Source organism: Microvirga sp. M2, assembly GCF_047497095.1.
Classification (GTDB): Bacteria; Pseudomonadota; Alphaproteobacteria; order Rhizobiales; family Beijerinckiaceae; genus Microvirga.
Genome location: NZ_CP134063.1, coordinates 3,087,104 through 3,105,120, shown reverse-complemented (window position 1 = coordinate 3,105,120; position 18,017 = coordinate 3,087,104). Strand labels below are relative to the sequence as shown.

General features: G+C 63.4%; 17 protein-coding genes. 8 read left to right on the top strand and 9 right to left on the bottom strand.

The features are described from left to right. Positions 1-195: 195 nt before the first annotated feature. The gene (ndk, locus tag RE429_RS14725; RefSeq protein ID WP_213565231.1) at positions 196-618 is read left to right on the top strand and encodes a nucleoside-diphosphate kinase; all 423 of its coding nucleotides are present in this window, start codon (positions 196-198) and stop codon (positions 616-618) included. Positions 619-704: 86 nt separating this feature from the next. Beyond that, positions 705-2,858, top strand: a complete 2,154-nt coding sequence (locus tag RE429_RS14720) for a molybdopterin oxidoreductase family protein (RefSeq protein WP_414471483.1) — start codon at positions 705-707, stop codon at positions 2,856-2,858. Positions 2,859-3,101: 243 nt separating this feature from the next. Here the strand turns inward: RE429_RS14720 and purN are convergent, their stop codons facing one another. Further along, positions 3,102-3,746 carry a phosphoribosylglycinamide formyltransferase gene (gene purN / locus RE429_RS14715; protein WP_414471482.1) on the bottom strand — a complete coding sequence of 215 codons (645 nt, stop codon included), beginning with the start codon at positions 3,744-3,746 and terminating at the stop codon, positions 3,102-3,104. Continuing rightward, on the bottom strand, positions 3,746-4,873 hold the full coding sequence (gene purM, locus RE429_RS14710) for a phosphoribosylformylglycinamidine cyclo-ligase (RefSeq protein ID WP_414471481.1): 1,128 nt from the start codon (positions 4,871-4,873) through the stop codon (positions 3,746-3,748). Before purM ends, purN begins: the two co-directional genes overlap by 1 nt. 196 nt (positions 4,874-5,069) lie before the next feature. On the opposite strand from purM, the gene RE429_RS14705 reads away from it, so the two are divergent. The 6 genes from RE429_RS14705 to RE429_RS14680 all read left to right on the top strand — a co-directional run bounded on the left by RE429_RS14705 (position 5,070) and on the right by RE429_RS14680 (position 12,106). Further along, positions 5,070-5,600 (top strand): CDP-alcohol phosphatidyltransferase family protein, encoded by a 531-nt coding sequence (locus tag RE429_RS14705; protein WP_414471480.1) that lies wholly within the window; start codon positions 5,070-5,072, stop codon positions 5,598-5,600. Positions 5,601-5,630: 30 nt separating this feature from the next. Next, positions 5,631-6,743, top strand: a complete 1,113-nt coding sequence (locus RE429_RS14700; protein ID WP_414471479.1) for an AI-2E family transporter — start codon at positions 5,631-5,633, stop codon at positions 6,741-6,743. Beyond that, a complete protein-coding gene (locus tag RE429_RS14695; RefSeq protein WP_414471478.1) occupies positions 6,736-7,428 on the top strand; it encodes a hypothetical protein in 693 nt (230 codons plus the stop codon). The genes RE429_RS14700 and RE429_RS14695 overlap by 8 nt, the downstream gene beginning before the upstream one ends. 107 nt (positions 7,429-7,535) lie before the next feature. Further along, the gene (locus RE429_RS14690; RefSeq protein WP_414474213.1) at positions 7,536-9,743 is read left to right on the top strand and encodes an RNA degradosome polyphosphate kinase; all 2,208 of its coding nucleotides are present in this window, start codon (positions 7,536-7,538) and stop codon (positions 9,741-9,743) included. A gap of 1 nt (position 9,744) precedes the next feature. Continuing rightward, positions 9,745-11,268, top strand: a complete 1,524-nt coding sequence (gene ppx / locus RE429_RS14685; protein ID WP_414471477.1) for an exopolyphosphatase — start codon at positions 9,745-9,747, stop codon at positions 11,266-11,268. Positions 11,269-11,348: 80 nt separating this feature from the next. After that, a protein-coding gene (locus RE429_RS14680) for an IS5 family transposase (protein WP_414471476.1) occupies positions 11,349-12,106 on the top strand; the annotation gives its coding sequence in 2 pieces (ribosomal slippage) (positions 11,349-11,685 and positions 11,685-12,106; 759 coding nt in all). Between the two features lie 150 nt (positions 12,107-12,256). Here RE429_RS14680 and RE429_RS14675 read toward each other — a convergent pair. The 7 genes from RE429_RS14675 to tnpA form a co-directional block, all read right to left on the bottom strand. After that, on the bottom strand, positions 12,257-12,964 hold the full coding sequence (locus RE429_RS14675; RefSeq protein ID WP_414471475.1) for an aldo/keto reductase: 708 nt from the start codon (positions 12,962-12,964) through the stop codon (positions 12,257-12,259). Positions 12,965-13,399: 435 nt separating this feature from the next. Then, positions 13,400-13,867 carry a hypothetical protein gene (locus RE429_RS14670; RefSeq protein WP_414471474.1) on the bottom strand — a complete coding sequence of 156 codons (468 nt, stop codon included), beginning with the start codon at positions 13,865-13,867 and terminating at the stop codon, positions 13,400-13,402. A gap of 109 nt (positions 13,868-13,976) precedes the next feature. Further along, a complete protein-coding gene (locus tag RE429_RS14665) occupies positions 13,977-14,441 on the bottom strand; it encodes an NUDIX hydrolase (protein WP_414471473.1) in 465 nt (154 codons plus the stop codon). Between the two features lie 140 nt (positions 14,442-14,581). Further along, the gene (locus tag RE429_RS14660; protein ID WP_414474212.1) at positions 14,582-15,493 is read right to left on the bottom strand and encodes a TauD/TfdA dioxygenase family protein; all 912 of its coding nucleotides are present in this window, start codon (positions 15,491-15,493) and stop codon (positions 14,582-14,584) included. 125 nt (positions 15,494-15,618) lie between these two features. Further along, entirely contained in the window at positions 15,619-17,139 is a 1,521-nt protein-coding gene (gene tnpC, locus RE429_RS14655; RefSeq protein ID WP_414474126.1) for an IS66 family transposase, read from the bottom strand. Positions 17,140-17,210: 71 nt separating this feature from the next. Continuing rightward, positions 17,211-17,567 carry an IS66 family insertion sequence element accessory protein TnpB gene (gene tnpB / locus RE429_RS14650; protein ID WP_414471472.1) on the bottom strand — a complete coding sequence of 119 codons (357 nt, stop codon included), beginning with the start codon at positions 17,565-17,567 and terminating at the stop codon, positions 17,211-17,213. Beyond that, on the bottom strand, positions 17,564-17,959 hold the full coding sequence (tnpA, locus tag RE429_RS14645) for an IS66-like element accessory protein TnpA (protein ID WP_414471471.1): 396 nt from the start codon (positions 17,957-17,959) through the stop codon (positions 17,564-17,566). Before tnpA ends, tnpB begins: the two co-directional genes overlap by 4 nt. Positions 17,960-18,017 lie beyond the last annotated feature (58 nt).

Below are 18,017 nucleotides of genomic sequence, written 5' to 3'. Positions count from 1 at the left end.
CTCCATGATTGTCCCCCCGGCCGGTCTGCGAAGGGACCGGTCGGGAAGGAGATTAGGGGAAGCGGCCGAGCTTTCCAACGAGGCGATCGCCTTCGCAATCGCGAAAAGGCGCTCGGGAGGGACTTGAGAGGGAGGGGTCTCGCCGCTATAAGCGCCGGACTTTCCCGATTTCTTTTCTCAAGAGGGTGACCTGTCATGGCCATCGAGCGTACTTTCTCCATCATCAAGCCCGACGCGACCGAGCGTAATCTGACCGGCGCCGTCAACGCCGTCATCGAGAGCGCAGGCCTGCGCATCGTCGCCCAGAAGCGCATCCTCATGTCCCGCCGCGAGGCCGAGACCTTCTATGCGGTCCACAAGGAGCGTCCCTTCTTCGGCGAGCTCGTGGACTTCATGATCTCCGCGCCGGTCGTCGTGCAGGTCCTGGAAGGCGAGAACGCCGTGCTCCGCTACCGCGAGATCATGGGCGCCACCAACCCGGAGAGCGCCGCCGAGGGCACCATCCGCAAGCTCTACGCCAAGTCGATCGGCGAGAACTCGGTCCACGGCTCCGACAGCCTCGACAACGCCAAGATCGAGATCGCCCAGTTCTTCTCGGGCAACGAGATCGTCGGCTGAGCCGCAGCGGCTCTTTGCGCAAAACGACCAGGCCGCCTTCGGGCGGCCTTTTCTTTGGGCTCGGGCTCCGTCATGATGCGCCGGCCATGAACCAAGCTCCCCGCATCGAACGCCGCGCGTCCGTCTGTCCGCACGATTGCCCCTCCGTCTGCTCCCTCGACGTGGAGGTGATCGACGGGCGCGGCATCGGGCGCGTGCACGGGGCGAAGACCAACAGCTACACGGCGGGCGTGATTTGCGCGAAGGTCGCGCGCTATGCCGAGCGCATCCACCATCCGGACCGGCTGCTCCATCCGCTGAAGCGCACGGGCCCGAAAGGTTCGGGACAGTTCGAGCGCATTTCCTGGGACGAGGCGCTCGATACGGTCGCCGAGGCGTTCCTGCAGGCCGAGGCGGCGTTCGGCCCGCAATCCGTCTGGCCCTATTACTACGCCGGCACCATGGGCCTCGTGATGCGCGACGGCATCAACCGGCTGCGCCATGTGAAGAAATATTCGGGCCAGTACTCCACCATCTGCACGCCCATGGGCTGGACCGGCTACGTGGCCGGCACGGGCAGGCTCGCGGGCTCCGACCCGCGCGAGATGGCGGTGTCTGATTGCGTGGTGATCTGGGGCACGAATCCGGTTCACACCCAGGTCAACGTGATGACCCATGCCATGCGGGCCCGGAAGGAGCGCGGGGCCAAGATCGTCGCCGTCGACATCTATATGAACGCCACCATGAAGCAGGCCGACATGGCCCTTCTGGTGAAGCCCGGCACCGACGGCGCGCTCGCCTGCGCGGTCATGCACGTGTTGTTCCGGGACGGCTATGCGGATTGGGATTATCTGGAGCGCTACACCGATCACCCGCGCGAGCTCGAAGCGCATCTCAAGACCCGCGATCCGGCCTGGGCCTCTTCCATCACGGGCCTGCCAGCGGAGGAGATCGAGGCCTTCGCGAAGCTCGTCGGCACGACCAGGCGCACCTTCTTCCGCCTCGGCTATGGGTTCGGCCGCCAGCGCAACGGCGCGGTCAACATGCATGCGGCGTCCTGCATCCCGGCGGTGACCGGCGCCTGGCAATACGAGGGCGGCGGCGCGTTCCATTCCAACAGCGGCATCTTCCGCTGGAACAAGGCGCTGATCGAAGGGCATGAGGCCATCGACCGCTCGATCCGCGTGCTCGACCAGTCCCAGATCGGCCGCGTGCTCACGGGCGACGCGGAGGCGCTCTACGATGGCCCCGCCGTCAAGGCGATGCTGATTCAGAACACCAATCCGGTCTCCGTCGCGCCGGAGCAGGAGCTGGTCAAGCAGGGCTTTTCCCGCGAGGACCTGTTCGTCTGCGTGCACGAGCAGTTCATGACCGAGACGGCCATGATGGCCGATATCGTTCTGCCCGCGACCATGTTCATGGAGCACGACGATCTCTATTCCGGCGGAGGGCATCAGCATTTCCAGGTCGGACCGAAGCTCGTCGACCCGCCCGGCGAGTGCCGGTCGAACCATCAGGTCATCCAGGCCCTGGCGAAGCGCCTCGGCGCCGAGCACCGCGCCTTCGGCATGGAGCCGCGCGAGATCATCGACTGGACCCTGCGCCATTCCGGCTGGGGCAGCATCGAGGAGCTGGAGGCTGTCGTCCACAAGGACGTTCAGCCGCCCTTCGAGGAGGCCCACTACCTGAAGGGCTTCGGCTATCCCGACGGGAAGTTCCGTTTCAAGCCGGACTGGACGGCGGTGCCGTCCTACAACAACGGGCCGATGGGCCCCCACGCCCGGATGCCCGCCTTCCCGGACCATTGGGCCGTCATCGAGGCGGCGACGGACGAGCATCCCTTCCGCCTCGCCACGAGCCCGGCGCGCAGCTTCCTGAACTCCAGTTTCACCGAAACCCCCGGCTCGGTGGCCAAGGAGGGCAGGCCCGAGGTGATGATCCATCCGCTCGATGCCGAGCGGCAGGACATCGCGGACGGCGACTGGGTGAAGCTCAGGAACCAGCGCGGCGAGGTCTTTCTGCGCGCCAGGCTGTTCGACGGCGTGCGCCGCGGGGTGCTGATCGCGGAGGGGATCTGGCCCAACAAGGCGCATCCTCTGGGGCGGGGCATCAACACGCTGACGGGCGGCGACCAGGTGGCGCCCTATGGCGGAGCCGCGTTCCACGACAACCGGGTGGCGCTGGAGAAAGTCCACGAGGAGCTTGTGGTGGAGGCGCCCGTCCTGACCGTTCGGGGAAGGGCCGAGCCGGTCGGCGGCTAGCGCATCGTGCGGACCCGGCGGGCCGCGCTAGAGCATCGGACGCAAAAGTGGGAACCGGTTTTGGGTGAAAAGATGCTCAAAAGCATCAAATGACAGCATCGGATGTGGGTCCGATGTCACATCCGATGCTGTAGCGAAAAGTGGACCCGGTTTTCACGAACGTGGCCCTTCGGGTCCGCTCCGAACGATGCGCTCTTTTAGGACTGGAGCATCGGACACGGGACGTGGATGGGAGAGTGCCGTCTAAGCTGGCGAGCGCAGGGCGCCTTCGCCGCTCCAGGGACCCGAGAAGATCACGCGTCCGTGTTCGAGCCGCGCGCTGCCGTCGCAGATCATGCGCAGGGCCTGCGGATAGAGACGATGTTCCTGCACGAGAATGCGCGCCGCGAGGGAGTCCTCGGTGTCGCCCGGGACCACGGGTACTGCCGCCTGGGCGATGATGGGGCCCGCGTCGAGTTCCGGCACCACGAAATGCACCGTGCAGCCGTGGATGAGCACGCCTTCCTCCAAGGCACGCCGATGGGTGTGCACGCCGCGGAACAGGGGCAGGAGGGAGGGGTGAACGTTGATCATCCGCCCGGCCCAGCGCTCCACGAACCCCTCGGTGAGCACGCGCATGAAGCCCGCCAGGCAGATGAACTCGATCCCGTGCTCGGCGAGCACCGCATCCATCGCCTGCTCGAAGCTCTCGCGGGTGGGGTGCGTCCTGTGATCGATGACGGCCGTCGCGATGCCGGCTTCCCGCGCCCGTTCCAGGCCACCCGCATCGGGGCGGTTGGAGAGCACCAGGGCGATCTCGGCCGGAAAGTCCGGGCCACGCGCGGCCTCGATCAGCGAGACCATGTTCGACCCGCGCCCGGATATCAGAACGGCGACGCGGCGGGACATCAGAGCTTCAGCGACCCGGAGGTCGCGACACGCTCGCCGCTGGAATGCGGGACGGTCTCGCCGATGCGAACGGGGTTTTCGCCGGCCTGACGGAGACGTTCGGTCACCGCATCGGCCTGCGATGCGTCCGCCACCACGATCATGCCGATGCCGCAGTTGAAGGTGCGCAGCATCTCCGCTTCGGCGACGCCGCCGGTTCTGGAGAGCCAGCCGAAGACGGGCGGAGCCGCGATGGCGTCGAGATCGAGCCGCACGCCGACGCCCTCGGGAAGCACGCGCGGGACGTTGTCCGGGAAGCCCCCGCCGGTGATGTGGCAGAGCGCATGGATCCCATCGCCGCCCTTCAGCACCTGGAGCAGGGCCTTCACGTAGATCCGGGTCGGCTCCAGAAGGGCCTGGGCCAGGGTCTTGCCCTCCAAGGTCTTGCCCTCCAAGGTCTTGCCCTCCAAGGTCTTGCCCTCCAAGGTCTTGCCCTCGGCGAACGGGGCGGGAGCGTCCCAGGCGAGGCCCGAACGCTCGACGATGCGGCGAACCAGCGAGAAGCCGTTGGAATGGACGCCGGAGGAGGGCAGGCCGATGAGCACGTCGCCGACCTTCACGTCCCTGGGGAGGAGGGTGCCGCGCTCGGCCGCACCCACCGCGAAGCCCGCGAGGTCGTAATCGCCCTTGGCGTAGAGGCCGGGCATTTCGGCCGTCTCGCCGCCGATCAGCGCGCAGCCGGCCTGGAGACAGCCCTCGGCGATGCCCTTCACGATATGGACGCCCACGTCGGGCGAGAGCTTTCCGGTGGCGAAATAATCGAGGAAGAAGAGCGGCTCGGCGCCCTGCACGATGATGTCGTTCACGCACATGGCCACGAGGTCGATGCCGATCGTGTCGTGAATGCCCGTGTCGATGGCGATCTTGACCTTGGTGCCCACGCCGTCATTGGCGGCCACCAGGATCGGATCCCTGAATCCTGCGGCCTTGAGGTCGAAAAGACCTCCGAAGCCGCCGATTTCGGCATCCGCTCCGGGGCGGCGCGTGGACCGCACCAAAGGTTTGATCTGGTCGACCATGGCATTGCCCGCGTCGATATCGACGCCCGCTTGGGCATAGGTCAGGCCGTTCGTCTGCTTCTCGCTCATGGGACACCCCGTGTTGGGGTGGGGAGTAAGGCGATAGGGACTGAGAGGCAAGGGTTTTCCCTCGGAAGATGGGAAGTGCCAGCGTCGTCGTCCCCGGCCTTGTGCCGGGGCACCCCAATCGTCCGGCTCTTGGAAACCTCGGCGGGTCCAACCGGAAATTGAACTTGGGCTCCCGACCCGGCATCATCCCGGCACGATGACCATACCGAACATCATCACCATCGCCCGGCTCGTCATGGTTCCCATCGTGATCGTCATGATCATGCAGGAGCGGTGGGCCGCGGCCTTCATTCTGTTCGTCGTGGCGGGCGTGTCGGATGCCGTCGACGGCTTCATTGCCCGACATTTCGACATGAGGAGCGAGTTCGGGGCCTATATCGATCCGCTGGCCGACAAGTCTCTGCTGGTCTCGATCTACGTGTCTCTCGCGATCGTGGGCGCGATCCCGAGCTGGCTGGCGATCATCGTGGTCTCGCGGGACGCCATGATCGTGTCGGCCGTTCTCCTCTCCTGGGTCATGAGCCGTCCGGTGGAGATCAAGCCGATCATGGTGAGCAAGCTGAACACCGCGGCCCAGATCGGATTCGCGGCCTTCGCGCTCGCGGCCAATGCCTATGGCGTGGAGCTGGGCGGGCTTGAAGAGATCGTGATGCTGATCGTCGCCACCTTGACCGTGGCTTCCGCTGGTGCCTATCTCGGGGGCTGGCTGCGGCACATGGCTGCTTAAGGTCCCTGAGCTTTCGGGTATGGAGTGCCGATGACGGTCCAAAGGCAGATCGGATTCTGGATTGCGGCGCTTGTCGCCGGGGTGCTGCTGCTATTCGTGCTGCGCGGCATCCTCCTGCCTTTCGTCGCCGGATTCGCGCTGGCCTATCTGCTCGATCCGCTGGCCGACCGGCTGCAGAGGATGGGTGTCGGACGCCTGGGCGCCAGCCTGCTGATTCTCATCCTGTTCGTCCTGCTCTTCATCATCTCGCTGATGATCCTCGTGCCCTTCGCGGCGCAGCAGGTGGGGGCCTTCGTGGAGAGGCTGCCGGGCTATGTGGCGCGCCTTCAGGAGCTGGGGGCCGAGCAGCTCGGGCCGATCATCCGCAAGCTCGGAATCGAGGAGGCGCTGCCCGCCGCGCCGACATCCGTCGGCAACCTCATCAGTCAGGGCATCGCATGGCTCACGGCCTTCCTGCAGGGGCTCTGGTCGGGCGGGCAGGCGCTGATCGGCATCTTCTCCCTTCTGGTCGTGACCCCGGTCGTGGCCTTCTACATGCTGGTCGACTGGGACCGCATGGTGAGGACCGTGGATTCCTGGATGCCTCTGCGCCACCGGGACACGATCCGCGCCATCGCCCGCGACATCGACCGGGCCATCGCCGGGTTCGTGCGCGGGCAGGCGCTGGTCTGCCTGATCCTCGGAACCTTCTATGCGGTCGGCCTCGCCCTCATCGGCCTCAATTTCGGGGCGCTGATCGGCATGACGGCGGGCCTTCTGAGCTTCATTCCCTATGTGGGCTCGCTCACCGGCCTGATCCTGTCGGTCGGCGTGGCCATCGTGCAGTTCTGGCCCGACTGGACCATGATCCTGGCGACGCTCGGCATCTTCGTGTTCGGGCAGTTCGTGGAGGGCAACATCCTGTCGCCCAAGCTGGTCGGGGATTCCGTCGGGCTGCACCCGGTCTGGCTCATGTTCGCGCTGGTCTCGTTCGGCGCGCTCTTCGGCTTCGTGGGGCTGCTGCTCGCCGTGCCTCTCGCGGCCGCCATCGGGGTCATCGCGCGCTTCGCCCTCCGGCAGTATCTGGCAAGCCCCCTTTATCGCGGAACAGGGCCCGTGGTGATCCATCCCAAGCTCGACGACAGGGCCGATCTCGATGCGTGACGCTCCCAAGCAGCTGGCCTTCGACCTGCCTCTGGATCCGCGCTTCGGAGCTGAGGATTTTCTCGTCAGCCCGTCGAACGAGCAGGCCTACGGCCTTGTCGAGGGATGGCCCGACTGGCCCGACACGATTCTCCTGCTGATCGGTCCGCCCGGCAGCGGGAAGAGCCATCTCGCCTCGATCTGGGCCGAGAACGCCCATGCCTGGACGGTCGATGCCCTGGAGATCACCCACGACAAGGTTCCTCACGTCATCTCCAACGGGGCCCTCGCGATCGAGGACATGGACCGGGGCGAGCGGGACGAGGCGGCCCTGTTCCACCTTCTCAATCTGGCCAGAGAGCGCAAGGCCTCCCTCCTGATCACCAGCGAGACGCCTCCGGACCGCTGGGGCCTGAGGACGCCCGACCTCCTGTCGAGGCTGCGCCTCGCCCCGGCCGTGTCTCTCGACGCGCCGGACGACGCCCTGCTCAAGGCCGTTCTGGTGAAGCTGTTCGTGGACAGGCAACTCGTGGTCGATACCTCCGTTGTCGATTATATTTCGCTTCGGATCGAGCGATCTCTCGCCAAGGCTTCGGAACTGGTGGCGCTTCTGGACAAGGAGGCGCTCAGCCGGGGACGGCGCGTCTCGCGCGCGATTGCCGCCGAAATCATCGGATCCGCACAAGAAACGGAAGAGAACGAGTGACGTCTGATCCCGCCTCATTGTCCCCGAAACGTCGTGAGATCGTCACGAAGCCCAGAGCAAAACGGACGCCGAAGAAGGAATCGGCGGAGATCGAGGTGCGGGACGCGATGGCCCTGAGGGACGTGGAGACGGTCAGCGAGGCGCCTTTGCCGAAGGCTCCCCCGGATATCGAGCTGGACGGAGCGGTGCTGCGCCGGTTTCCGCAGCGGTTCATCAATCGGGAGTTGTCCTGGTTGCAATTCAACCGCCGGGTGCTGGAAGAGGCCTCCAACCGCAACCATCCGCTGCTGGAGCAGCTGCGCTTCCTCTCCATCTCGGCCGAGAACCTCGACGAGTTCTTCATGGTCCGCGTCGCGGGCCTGCGCGGGCAGGTGCGTTCGGGCGTATCGACGATCTCGCAGGACGGCCTCACGCCCCAGGAGCAGCTCTCCAGGATCGCGGTCGAGGTGTCGCGTCTCGCGTCCGACCAGCAGCGGCGCTGGGGCGAGCTGCGCGACGCCCTGCAGGAGGAGGGGATCGTCCTCGTCGAGGGCGCGGGCCTGACGAAGCCCGAGGCCTCCTGGCTCGAGGACTACTTCCTCAACCACATTTTCCCCGTGCTCACGCCGCTGGCCATCGATCCGGCGCATCCGTTCCCGTTCATCCCGAATCTCGGCTCGTCCATCGCGCTCAAGCTGGTGCGCCAGAGCGACGGGAAGGTCCTGAACGCTCTGATCCGCCTGCCGTCGCGGGCGGAGCGGTTCGTCCGCCTGCCGGACTTTTCCGAGACCGGCTCGGCCCGCTTCATCGCGCTGGAACAGATGATCGTGCTCTATACCAGCCGGTTGTTCCCCGGCTACGTGGTGCAGGGGCAGGGTGCGTTCCGGGTCATCCGCGATTCCGATATCGAAGTGGAGGAAGAGGCGGAGGATCTGGTGCGCCTCTTCGAGACGGCCCTCAAGCAGCGCCGCCGAGGCAGCGTGATCCGCCTCGAGGTCGAGGCCGCGATGCCGGAGGATCTGCGCCTCTTCGTCGCCGAGGAGATGGAGGTTTCCAACGACGAGGTGTTCGTGGTCGAGGGCATGATGGGTCTGCGCGATCTATCGCAGCTCGTCGCGCTGGACCGTCCGGACCTCAAGTTCAAGCCCTACAATCCGCGCTTTCCCGAACGCATCCGCGAACACAGCGGCGACTGCTTCGCGGCGATCCGGGAGAAGGACATCATCGTCCATCACCCGTACGAGTCCTTCGACGCGGTGGTGCAGTTCCTGCGCCAGGCCGCGCGCGACCCCAACGTCGTGGCGATCAAGCAGACGCTCTACCGCACGTCCTCGGATTCGCCGATCGTCGCGGCTCTCGCGGAAGCCGCGGAAGCGGGCAAGTCCGTCACCGCCCTCGTCGAGCTGAAGGCCCGCTTCGACGAGGAGGCGAACATCCGCTGGGCGCGCAACCTGGAGCGCGCGGGCGCTCAGGTGGTCTACGGCTTCATCGAGCTGAAGACCCACGCCAAGCTTTCCATGGTGGTCCGGCGCGAAGGCAGCCAGCTCATCACCTATTGCCATGTGGGCACCGGCAACTACCACCCGATCACCGCCCGCATCTACACGGATCTGTCCTTCTTCACCGCCGATCCGGCGATCGGCCGGGACGTGTCGCGCATCTTCAACTTCGTCACCGGCTATGCGGAGCCGGCCGAGCTGGAGCGCATGGCCGTATCGCCCCTGACCCTGAGAAAGCGCCTGCTGCAGCACATCGACGAGGAGATCGCCCATGTCAAAGCCGGGCGGCCGGGGGCGATCTGGGCCAAGTGCAACGCGCTCGTCGACCCCGACATCATCGACGCGCTCTACGATGCGAGCGCGGCGGGCGTTCAGGTGGATCTCATCGTGCGCGGCATCTGCTGCCTGAGGCCGGGCATCAAGGGATTGTCGGAGAACATCCGCGTGAAATCCATCGTCGGCCGCTTCCTGGAGCACACCCGCATCTACGCCTTCGGCAACGGGTTCGGCCTGCCGAACCCGAAGGCGCATGTGTACATTTCCTCCGCCGATCTGATGACCCGCAATCTCGACCGCCGCGTCGAGGCGCTTCTGCCGATCGGCAATCCCACGGTCCATCAGCAGGTGCTGGATCAAATCATGCTGGCCAATCTCCTCGACAACGAGCAGAGCTGGGCCGTGCTTCCCGACGGCACCAGCCAGCGGATCGTGCCGGGCAAGGGCGAGGAGCCGTTCAACGCCCACAAGTACTTCATGACGAATCCGAGCCTTTCAGGCCGAGGCAAGTCCCTCAAGACCTCAAGCCCCAGGGCGCTTGCGAAACGGGGGCAGCGCTGACATGCAGACCATCGCCCGAGAAGCCCAGGGCCGGCTCAAGATCGGCCAGCCCGTCGCCATCATCGATATCGGCTCGAACTCCGTACGCCTCGTTGCCTATGAGGGCCTGGCCCGCGCGGTCACGCCGATCTACAACGAGAAGGTTCTCTGCGGCCTCGGCCGCCATGTGGCGACGACGGGCCGCCTCGACGAGGACGCGGTGGACCGGGCGCTTCGCGCGCTCGCCCGCTTCCGGGTGCTGTGCGACACGATGCAGGTCTCCGAGGTGTTCGTGCTGGCCACCGCCGCCGCGCGCGACGCCACCAACGGTCCCGCCTTCGTGGCGGCCGCCGAGAAGGCCTGCGGACATCCCATCAGCCTGCTCTCCGGGGCCGAGGAGGCGCGGGTCTCGGCGCTGGGCGTCGTGGCGGGCTTTTACGAACCGGACGGACTTGCCGGCGACATGGGCGGCGGCAGCCTCGAACTCGTGGACGTGAAGGGCCCGACCGTCGGCCAGGGCGTCACGATGCCGTTGGGCGGCCTTGCCCTCCAGGACGTGAGCGGAGGCTCCCTCAAGAAGGCGCAGAAGATCGTGCGCGCGGCCCTGGAGCGCGCGCCGGAATACCTGGAGCATCTGCATGGCCGCACCTTCTATGCGGTCGGCGGCACCTGGCGCGCGCTGGCGCGCCTTCATCAGGCCGCCACGGACTATCCGCTCCATGTGATGCACGGCTACATGATCGACCCCAGAGACGGCCTCGACTTCCTGCGCCTCGTGGAGGAGGCGGACGCGAAGGGCCTCAAGGACATCGAGAGCATTTCCGAGGCCCGCCGGCCGCTCTTGGCCTATGGCGCCATCGTGCTGGAGGAGATCATCCGCCTCGGCGGGCCGAAGGAGGTGGCGATCTCGGCCTTCGGCGTCCGCGAGGGCGTCCTCTTCGACAGGCTCGACCCGGAGGCGCAGAAGCGCGATCCGCTGCTCGCCGCCGCCAGCGACCTGAACCTGCTGCGCTCCCGCTCCCCGCGCCACGGCGAGGAGTTGTGCGAATGGACGGAGGCCTTCATCAGGAGCTTCGGCCTTCCCGAAACCGAGGCGGACAACCGCCTGCGCCGGGCGGCCTGTCTCCTGGCCGATATCGGCTGGCGCGCGCATCCCGATTACCGGGGCGAGCAGAGCCTCAACCTCATTGCCTACGGGGCCTTTGCGGGGCTCGATCACCCGGGACGGGCCTATCTCGCGCTGTCGATCTTCTTCCGGCACGAGGGCCTGTCTCCCGACAAGGTGAGCTCGCGCATCCGGAGCCTGGCGGGTTCCCGCTATCTGGAGCGCGCCCGCCTGCTCGCCGCGCTCATGCGCATCGCCTATCCGGTCTCGGTCTCGATGGAGGGCATCCTGCCGCAGGCGCCCTTGCGGGCGAGGGGCAGCCAGGTGGTTCTGCAATTGCCCGCTCAAATGCAGGATCTGGCCAACGAGAGGCTCGCGGGCCGCATGAAGGCGCTCGGCAAGCTCCTCGGGATGGAGCCCGTGATCGAAATTCTAGGCTAGGGCCAATCCACATTCAGGATTCACACGAGCGAAGAAAGCTGACTCACTGGGTTGCAGGTGGTTTGATTCGGAGCCGGACGATGGGTGTGAAGCGATACGAACTGAGCGAAGCCCAGTGGCGGCGCATCGCCCCCCTGCTGCCGGGCAAGGTGGGCGACCCCGGCCGCAGCGGGGCGGATAACCGCCTGTTCGTCAACGGCGTCTTGTGGGTGCTGCGCTCTGGAGCATTCTGGCAGCATCTGCCCGAGCGCTACGGCAAATGGAAGAGCGTCCACGCCCGCTTTACCCGCTGGACCAAGGCCGGGGTCTGGGAGCAGGTGTTTGCCGAGCTGATCAAGGATCGCGACAATCACTATCTCATGCTCGACACCACCCTGGTGCGCGTCCATCAGCAGGCCGCCGCCGGAAAAGGGGGGCCGCCACTCAGGCGCTGGGGCGTTCCCGCGGGGGTCTGACCACCAAGATCCACATGATCTGTGACGGCCTCGGCCGACCGCTGCGCTTCCTGCTGAGCGCCGGCCAGCGCCACGACTGCCTCGGCGCCAAGGCGCTGCTCGACGGCTTCCAGGCCCGGTCCGTCCTGGCCGATCGGGCCTATGACACCAACGAGCTGCGCCAGACCATCGCGGCGATGGGCGCCGAGGCGGTCATTCCCTCAAGCCGATCGCGCAAGCAGCCGATTGCCCATGACGCCACCGCCTACAAACTGCGCAATCGGATCGAACGCTGCTTCAACAAGCTCAAGCACTGCCGACGCTTTGCAACCCGGTACGACCGGCGCGCCTGCCACTTCCTCGCCTTCATCCACCTCGCCGCCATCATGCTCTGGCTGTGCTGAATGTGGATTCGTCCTAGCGCATCGGACGTGAAAAGTGGATTCCACTTTTGGGTCCTATGTTCTAGACGGGCGAGCGTACTGGACGCTCCTTGGCTAAGGACTGTCTTCGTTCGTAGTCACCAGTAGGATTAGACAAAGGAAGGGCGCAGGTTACCAACGCGCAGCTCGGCTGCCGGCGCGAAAAGCGCTCACATTTTCGGTAAGATGATGTTTGGATCTAGTTCCAGTCAAGATCACCCCGCCGAAACAGTTGTCGAGGATGAAGCTGAAGGCATTCTTGAGCGCTTCCGCTTTTCCTTCGGTAGCCGTTTCGACAATCTCTCCCATCGCGAGTGGTCGATTGACAATTACGTTTAACGAATGCTCGGTTGCGAGTTCAAAGGCGTGCCTCAACGACGTGTTAAGTTTGTTGTACGTAAATTGTAGGTAGCTAAATGCACCTGCGCGACAAACAATCCTTGCCGATCCGATGTCGCTTGTGCTCGCCCCAAATGTCGTTATGCCTTGTGTTTGTGCGTAGCTAAGGGACCTCATTAAATCCTTTGATGTCAGTGTACCAGCCTTTGGCCGATGAACCTGAAGAAGATCGATTTTTCCAAAGATCTTCATACTCTGGTCGATACTTCGGCATAGTGCGTCGTACGAGTGATCGACAAATGGCGTCTGTGAGGTCGAATCCCAGTGCTCGCCAATTTTGGTGCTGACGTAGATCGGAGGATTGTTGGCCGGTCGATTCCTTAGAAATGCCCCAAGAATCTTTTCACTCGAGCCGTAGCCCGGAGCAGTATCGAAGAACGTGATCCCCTTGGAGATTGCATGATCGAGCAATGCATAAGCCCGCTCCTCACTAGGAGGCATACCCTGCTTGTACCCCCATGGGCGCCCGATCGAAAGAAGTCCCAAGCCTAGGCTGACCGAACTGCGTCCAGGTCCTCGCATGATGCAGATACTTTCGCCGATAAACGTTGCTGCACTACCCTCTGAAACTTTGGAAAAGTATGAGTGACAGTGCGATTGTGCTCGAGCCAAGCGCCCGCCAATGCGAGTATCTTTCTTTGAGTATAAGTAGGGAAATGCCGAACCCAAAAACCAAACTGGTCTCACGGGTAGCTGCCACAAGAGCCATTGGGGCATAATTCATCGCAACTACCACAAGTCCCCAGGACATCACTTGAAGGAGACCAGCAGCAAATCCGAGTTTCCAGATCGAAAGTGGAATGCTGCGGTAGCTCGTCTTTGCCAAAAAGTGGAGAACAGCTGCGCTCCCCAAACCGTCAATTAGTGAAATCCACGCTACATACGCAAGTGGAGAGAGAGAGACGCTCTTACACCGACACCGTCAATGACGATGTAGGATGTGGAGAGCAAGGCGGCCATGAGGCTGTATATCACGGCTCCAGTGCAAAAATCGCCTCGGATTGCTCCGCCTTTCAATGCTACGATTGCAACGCCTAACGCGATGCCCATCAAGGCGAAGGTGCCTCCGGTTGAGACTGCCTCACCGCTTACGTAGAGAGCGAGCAGTGCGACAAGAATCGGGGTAGCTCCGCGAACGATCGGGTAGACCTGACCCATATCTCCAAAACGGTAGGCTTGTTGGCCGATGATGCGCGCAGCAATATGGAATGAAGCGCCGTAAACTAGATACTTGATCGAAGTGGACGAAATCTCGTCAAATACAAATATTCCGATTAGGCCAACCACAGCAGAGCACACAGCCATTGCCAGAACAATGGATGTGCTGTTTCCAACCTTGATCATGGCATTCCATGTAGCATGCAGAGCAGCGGAGAATAGGACCAATGATAGAGGCAATAGGCTCATGACATGCTGCTCACTTAGAAAGGCCGTTCACCAGGTGCGTGTACTCCTATCGGAAAGCAGGAATACATCCTGCCAAGACGTCACTCACCAGTTGTTGATGTTGCTCGTAAATTAGGTGTGGGAGGGATGTAGGAGAGAAGAACGAGAGCTCGAAGGTTTCCTTATTATCAATTGACAATTCTCCACTGATAATCTTCATCCTAAAGAAGACAGTGAAGGTTTGGCATTGATCGCCATTCTCACAGGTTGCGAAGTATTTCGAGTACACTCCGAGCAGCTCTATTGGTGAGACGATCAAGCCAGTTTCCTCACGGATTTCTCTAACGGCGGCTTCAGACGCCGACTCTCCTAGTTCAATGATGCCTCCTGGGAATCCCCAGTGATCAAGTATTGCCGACCTCTTCTGAAGAAGGACTTTGCCTTCGTCGTCCTCTATCCAGCCGCCTGCCGAATTGACGAAAATGAGGTCGCTTCCGATCTTGCTTCGAATATCTTTAATCCAGCCTGCCATCCGATCACTCCGAAGATTGGGCCGGAAGCGAGAGGAGGAGATCCCTACAATTTCCGGGGCATCACTTGCCGCAAGAGATTTGCGAGACATCCAGTGAAGGGTGATGGGTCAATTTCACGGTATTAAGTTGCCATTGCAGCCTATGCTAGAGAAGGTAATAGACTCTCGTTTCTTGTTCCTGCTTCCGGTGAGTATGGAACGGGAATCTCACCTGCAGCAGATTGATGCCATAGAACTCGGACTTCATCCTCGCTCCAGCCTTCTCTACCGTGAACACATGCCCCATTGTCCCATAGAACGAGATCATCGGGTTCCAAGGCTACCGCGCAGCGATAAGGAGCTTCGTCTACATGACGCCATAGCTCGGTCAGTAGAGCTCGGCTTTCCTCTTCAGTGAGGCCCACGACAAGGCTGTCTCTGCGGGTAGGCAGGTACAGCATGGGGGCTTGTGTCGAGAGGTGGCGGCGCACAAGCGGGTGTACCGGGCCAATCTTCCGGATTTCTATTGGATATGATGGCCCTGCTTCTGATATGGCGACTTCGTGTTCTCGCGGATAGTGGTGATGAATTACGCGTAACTTCGAGATCTTGTTTTGGAGCTCAGAGGGGAGTGATGCGTAGACCCTACGCATATCCATGAAAAAGGTCCGTGGAGGCTTGCGCGGAGCTTTCTTGCAGTAAAGGATTACGTGTCCGGACGGAACCTCCCATGGGGCGGACGAATCCGTATGCCACACTTGGGCTGAGGCATTGCCATTGCCGAGACGTCGTCCAGTGGCATCGGTTCCATTAGAGATCACCTTGATTGCCCCCCCGATGTGATGGGCTTCAACCGATGGTGTTCTAGTATTCATTAATGGTCCAAAACGACCCGCTAACCCTTCAAGCTGTTCTGCTGATAGATCCTGATTTCGAACCAGCACGACGAGGTGATCTGCTAAAATTTGGCGCAGTCGCCAATAGAACTCGTCCGAGGCGTAAAGGTCGCTGAGGATGACGTCCTTCAGCTCGACGCCCACATAGGTTGAGAGGGGTTCGTATTTTAGATTCATGGAACTGATGCCCTTTCTCGATACAGCCTGAGACGCCTCAATAGGGGTTCTCGACTGCATAATGTTCGCCGTCGATACGCAGATGTTTGGCAAGATCCTGCGGCGGTCGTCCGTTAGCGGTGTTCTCAGGCCACGGCCTTGAGGTCCGGCGCGGTGGCATAGGCCCACGGCAGTAGATCATCAATGCGGGTGTTGAGATGGCCGGTGGCGATGCGGCTCAACACGTCGGCGAGATAAGCCTGCGGATCCACCCCGCACAGTTTGCAGGTCTCGACCAATGAGGCGATGATCGCCCAGTGTTCGCCCCCGCGATCCGAGCCGGCAAACAGTGCATTCTTGCGCGTCAAGGCCAAAGGCCGGATTGCCCGCTCGACCACGTTGGAGTCGATCTCAATCCGCCCGTCGTCGACAAAGCGGGTCAGCCCGTCCCAGCGCACAAGCGCGTAGCGGATCGCCTCGGCCAGCTTGCTCTTCTGGCTGATCAGACCGAGTTTGCCGCGCAACCACGGCTCGAGAGCGTCCAGTACCGGACCGCTCTTGGCCTGACGAATCCGGCAGCGCTCCGCCGCACTCATGCTACGGATCTCGCTCTCGATCCGGTAGAGCTCCGCAATCCGGGTGAGCGCTTCGCTGGCAATCGGCGCCGCTCCGGCCACGGCCAGTTCGTAAAAGCGCCGTCGCACGTGCGCCCAGCAGAACGCGAGGGTGACCTGATTGCCTCCAGCTAGAGCCCGATAGCCGCTGTAGCCGTCCACCTGCAGCACGCCGGCAAAACCGCACAGATGCTCGATCGGCCGGGCCGCCTTGCGATCCGGCGCATAGACGTAGGCCACCCCAGGCGGATCCGTGCCGCCCCACGGCCGATCGTCCCGCGCATAGGCAAACAGCTGCCCGGTCTTGGTCTGGCCGCGGCCGGGATCGAGCACCGGTGCGGTGGTCTCATCGGCAAACAGCCGGGGTGAGGTCTTCAGCTGCGCCAGCAGGCGCTCATGTACCGGCCGCAGGTGCCAGGCGGCGCGCCCGACCCAATCAGCCAGGGTCGAACGATCCAAAGTGATGCCCTGACGCGCGTAGATCTGAGACTGCCGGTAGAGCGGGAGATGGTCGGCGTATTTCGACACCAGCACCTGCGCGACCAGCGCGTCGGTGGGCAGGCCGCCTTCGATCACGCGGGCCGGAGCCGGGGCTTGCACCACCCCATCCTCGCAGTGGCGGCAGGCGTATTTGGGCCGTCGCATCACCAGCACGCGCAGTTGCGCCGGCACGATGTCGAGGCGCTCGGAGACATCCTCGCCGATGCGGTGCAGGGCATTGCGGCAGCAGGGACAGGTTGGATCCTCGATGTCGATGATCGTCTCAATGCGCGGCAGATGGGCCGGCAAGGATCCGCGGTTCCGACGCCGCTGGGCCGCTCGGCTTTGACGCTCGGCCAGATCCGCTTGCTCGTGTTGGGCGCCTTCGGCGGCCTCAGTCTGTTCGGCCTCTTCCAGCCCGAGCAGCAGTTGATCCTCAGGCAGGCTCTCGGCCCTGCGGCCGAAGCGATGACGCTGCATCGCCTTGATAATCTGCTCCAGACGTTCAGCGCGGGCCCGCTCGGCCAGGAGCATGGCTTTGAGCAGTTCAGGATCATCCGGGAGAGTTTGCATCGCGCTGGTCACAGGACGAAGTGAATCATGCTTCGACGGGAGCCGCGATGGCTCTTATGGATGGGATCGGGTCAGCTGGGCTCCACAGGCACAGAGGTCGGTCGTGGCGCATGCACGCGGCGCCAGTCCAGACCCTCGAGCAGAGCGGAGAGCTCGGCGGCTGACAGGTGAAGGGCACCATCCTGCAGCTTGGGCCAGCGGAACTCACCATCCTCCAATCGCTTCGCGACGAGAACCACGCCGGTGCCATCCCAGAACACCAGTTTGACGCGATCCGTGCGTTTGGCGCGGAAGACATAAACCGTCCCGGAGAACGGATCGGCCCCCATGGTGTCGCGCACGAGCGCAGCGAGGCCATCCGCCCCTTTGCGGAAGTCGACGGGCTTGGTGGCCACCAGGACGCGGACAGTCCCGCTCGGCCCGATCATCGCAGGCTCTTGAGCGCTTGCAGGACCATAGCCAGCGTTGCGCCATCGGCCCCCGGAGGGATGCGAATGACAGTGCCCGCCACAACAATCTCGATCACCGCCTCCCGGCAGGCTGCCGGGGTGGGCTGCGGCCCGTCAGGGGCGACAATAACCGGGGTAAAGGCGAGAGGATGATCGTCCGCCGCGCACTTGGCCTGACGGCGCCAGGTGAACAGGTGCTGCGGCGCTATCCCGTTTCGGCGGGCCACCTCGGACACCACCGCGCCCGGCGCCATGGCTTCCTCCAGGATCCGCGCCTTCTCATCGGCTGACCAGCGCCGGCGTCCACTGGCTCCGGTGATCACTTCCAGGCGCCGCACCGGCCGCGGCGGCTCAAGCATATGGTCAACCATCGGCACAAAACGATCCTCAATCCAAGATCGTCAGTCTCGCTGCTCACACATGCGAATG